At 47.2% G+C, this 3,705-nt stretch carries 2 protein-coding genes and 1 pseudogene; 1 reads left to right on the top strand and 2 read right to left on the bottom strand.

All coding sequences use genetic code 11. The features are described 5' to 3' along the window. Positions 1 to 359, bottom strand: a pseudogene (locus EJP87_RS14655) (hypothetical protein); the annotation flags it as partial. A gap of 632 nt (positions 360 to 991) precedes the next feature. Between EJP87_RS14655 and EJP87_RS14650 the strand changes: the two are divergent. Continuing rightward, positions 992 to 1,531 carry a universal stress protein gene (locus tag EJP87_RS14650; RefSeq protein WP_130472605.1) on the top strand — a complete coding sequence of 180 codons (540 nt, stop codon included), beginning with the start codon at positions 992 to 994 and terminating at the stop codon, positions 1,529 to 1,531. A 97-nt stretch (positions 1,532 to 1,628) separates the two neighbouring features. On the opposite strand, the gene EJP87_RS14645 is transcribed toward EJP87_RS14650, so the two are convergent. Then, the gene (locus EJP87_RS14645; RefSeq protein ID WP_130472604.1) at positions 1,629 to 3,386 is read right to left on the bottom strand and encodes a SulP family inorganic anion transporter; all 1,758 of its coding nucleotides are present in this window, start codon (positions 3,384 to 3,386) and stop codon (positions 1,629 to 1,631) included. Positions 3,387 to 3,705 lie beyond the last annotated feature (319 nt).

Raw genomic sequence — 3,705 nt, 5'->3', positions numbered from 1 at the left:
CTCCTGAAAAATGTGTTTTCTGGGATGGTCTCACCTCTCAAAATAAATGGATACCCTGGGGAGAAATGGACGCTTACAAGCGAGATCATTTCCGTAGCGACATTCTCAAAATCATCTATCGATCCTTTGCCCTGGCGAATCAGTGCTGCCAGCGCATAGGTGGAGGAGAGTGTGCGTGCCAGATATTGATCGATTTGCCGTGCCATTCGTTCTGCAGTGCGTTGTGCCAAGGCCATTTTTGTATGTTTGCTATCCAATTCAAACAACACGACCACAATAGAGGCCAGCAGAGCAACGACGGCTCCGAGGGAGACGGCAATGAGCGTGGGCGAATTTTTATTGGAAAGGGATAGGTTCATGGTTGGTTTATCGCAATATATGTCATCAATCAGCGAAAAATTGCCGAAAATGTTACCGAGACAGTTCCGTGTGTTTTTGATTCTTTTTCATTATTTGCAAGATATGTTTTTGGCCTGTTTGCCAATGACGGCGTGCTATAGTCTACAGTAAGCATGATTTTTTGCTTCCCACATCTTTCTGGACTAACCGTGCTTACCATTTTCTCGAATAATGCGCCTATCCATGAGTCAAACAAAAAAGACTAACAGAGGAAATGGGAGCTTGTAAAAGGAGAATATGCTCTGGTTGCTGCAAAAGCGCAATTGTATGCTTTAATAAATTTAGAGAGTAATATATAACTATTGCCTGAACATGTAGAGTAAATATTTATTTATATTATCAGAAATTAACAAGATATAACATTTTTTTGAAAACATGATAATCTAATATTGTTTATATGTAAGTTGGTGAAAGGGGTGTGTCTGTTGATAATTTTTTGATTATTATCAATAAAATCTTATAAAATGGTACATCCTCACTGTCGGAAAGAGCAAAAAATATTTATTGAACCAGATATTAACCAACAGTTAACCAATTCTTAATCATCGCTCGGATAGACTGCAGGCTTCCAACAACCAATTGGGAGTGGCCTGTGGCTGAAATTATCGCGACTCTTCGGAAAGCATGGTTGAAATTTTTCAATAATTTCAATATTAAAGCAAGTAGAGAGAATCTCCTGTTGCCAGAGAATCTGCGTGGCAACCCTTCCCCTGTCATTGTTTTGGTTGATCTCTTTTCCCGCCACTCCGCAGTCACTCATCGCGCTTTTTATCTGGCGAAGGAGTTGTCGGCAGATCTGATTTTTGTGAGCCTGTTTGAGCATCTGCCTGATCCTCCGGGACAACGCCTGCGCACGCCAGCCGAGCACTATCGGCACATTGAAGAAGAGCTGTTAAACCTTTTGCAACAGCATGTGCGGCAGTTTACAGAAAGGCCGATTCCCTGTTTTGTCTTGAGTGGTCCAGCAAATGATGCCTTGGCAGAGTTGGCCAAAAGTGAGGGAGTCAATCGTATTGTGACCGATTTGCCAGGAGCCAGGGTCATACACAATCATTGGCTGCCCTGTTTCCAGGATCTCAGCCGATTGCCTTGGCAACTGGATGTGGTGGCTGAGGAGAGTCTGCCCTGGTAAGCAGGTTTGGCGATAGGGGAGCTGGGAGTCTGTGTTGTTTGCTGTGTCTCTGCCCCATGCACCAGTACCACGTCTGGTTCATGGGGCAGATCTTCTGTTATACGGCACTGCCCAGGGAGTGGTTGATCGGTAGTGGGGCAGGCAAAAGAGGTTGATCGCTGCTGTCCAGACCAAGGCGTTGATAGATGGTGGTCAGGGCTGCATCCTCGGTGGCAAAGATTGCCTCGTCACCGCCGACTTTGCTAAACAATCCGGTGTTGCGCATCACATCCAGTACCTGTCTTTTTAGACCGGAGAAGATGAGAACAATGCCATTACCCTGCAGTCTGGAGTAGAGATGGGCCAGAAACTCTTCACCCGTGGCATCCAGAGAGTTGATGCCATCTCCTACTACCAGGACATAACGGGCTTGCGGTTTGGCAGCCAGGGCAGACAAAAAGGAGTCCTCAAAATAGGAGACATTGGCAAAAAAGAGCTGTCCATCCAGACGAATGACGATGATGCGTTCGTCTGTGGGCAAATTGGGATGGATTTTGGTATCGCGCAACGTGCCATCTCCATGGCGTCCCAGAATGGCAACCCGTGGCCGCATCACCCGGTACAGATAAAAGAGAATAGCCAATCCTGCACCAACCAGAATACCCTTGTCCAGGTGTGGGGCAAAGGCCAAGGTGGCACAAAAAGAGACCACTGCGGCAATACCGTCATGACGATGTGCCAACCAGGCATGATGAATGGCTTTGAAGTTGATCAGGCCCACCACAGCCATCATGATCACCGCCGCCAAAACCGATTGTGGCAGGTGGTAGAGCAGAGGGGTCAAAAAGAGCAGGGTGAGCAATACCAGTATGCTGGTAAAGACCGAAGAGATGCCTGATTGTGCTCCGGCGCTAAAATTGACTGCCGAACGGGAAAAGGAGCCCGAAACAGGATAGGCTTGACTCAAGCTGCCAAGCACATTGGCCAAACCTTGACCGATCAACTCTTGATTGGCATCCAAACGTTCTTTGGCGTGTGCGGCCATCGCTTTGGCAATCGATATTGCTTCCATGAAGCCAACCAGAGCGATGACCAAGGCATTGCTCAGTAACGCCGATAACATCTCCAGAGAAACTGTGGGTAACCGCAAATTGGGCAACCCCTCTGGGATGGTGCCGACAATAGCTCCACCCATACCTTTGAATTGAAAATACCAACTGCAAACGGTGGTGAGAAAGACGGCAATCAAGACATTTGGCCATTTGGGTCGATATTTGCGCAACAACATCATGATGGTAAAGGCGCTGATTCCAAACAGCAGAGTTAACGGATGCAGTTGTTTGATCTGTTGCAGCATTATCCAAACATCCCACAGAAAATGTTCGCTGCGTCCCATGGGCAGGCCAAATATTTTCGACAGTTGCGACAATCCAATAATCAACGCTGCTGCATTGGTAAAGCCGATGATGACCGGGTGCGAAAGAAAGTTGATCACCACGCCCAGGCGAAAAACACCCAAAACAATTTGGATAATGCCGACCAACAGGGAGAGCATAATTGCCAAAGCGATATAGGCTTCACTGCCACTGGGTGCCAAAGGGGTGAGCGTTGAGGCGGTCAACAGCGAGACCACGGCAACTGGTCCAGTGGCCAATTGTTTTGAGGATCCAAACAAGGCGCCGATAATCACCGGCAGGAAAGAGGCATAGAGTCCATAATGAGTGGGTAGACCGGCCAGTTGGGCGTATGCCATCGATTGCGGAATCAGTACCAAGGCAACGGTGGTTCCGGCGACAAAATCGGCACGCAATCCGGATACACTTAAGGGAAACCATTGTAAAAAAGGAAAAAATCTTATTAGAGTCGTTGCGTTCATTCCTGATACCCATGAGATGCACAACCGTCTGCTGGCAGACAAAAGCTTCCCGTGCATTGTACGAAAGGGAGGCTTGGCCAATACGGAATGCAAAGGCTTTGACAATAAACATGCCAAGAATATTATCGTTATATTTCAAATCTTTACGCTGCATTTTTTCAGAGGGGGTACTGCTGCTGCATGGTATGGATGAGCGGCATGGAGGCTATCTTACTGAAAATATGAAGATTATATTGTAAAATGGGAGGTGTTGCAGAATGAAAACGCCTATTGCAATTTGCAATAGGCAGCGAAGCGAAGCAAACAGGGAGCGGCATCT

The organism is Candidatus Magnetaquicoccus inordinatus (assembly GCF_004217665.1).
GTDB lineage: Bacteria > Pseudomonadota > Magnetococcia > Magnetococcales > Magnetaquicoccaceae > Magnetaquicoccus > Magnetaquicoccus inordinatus.
This window is presented reverse-complemented; position numbering and strand designations above follow the sequence as displayed.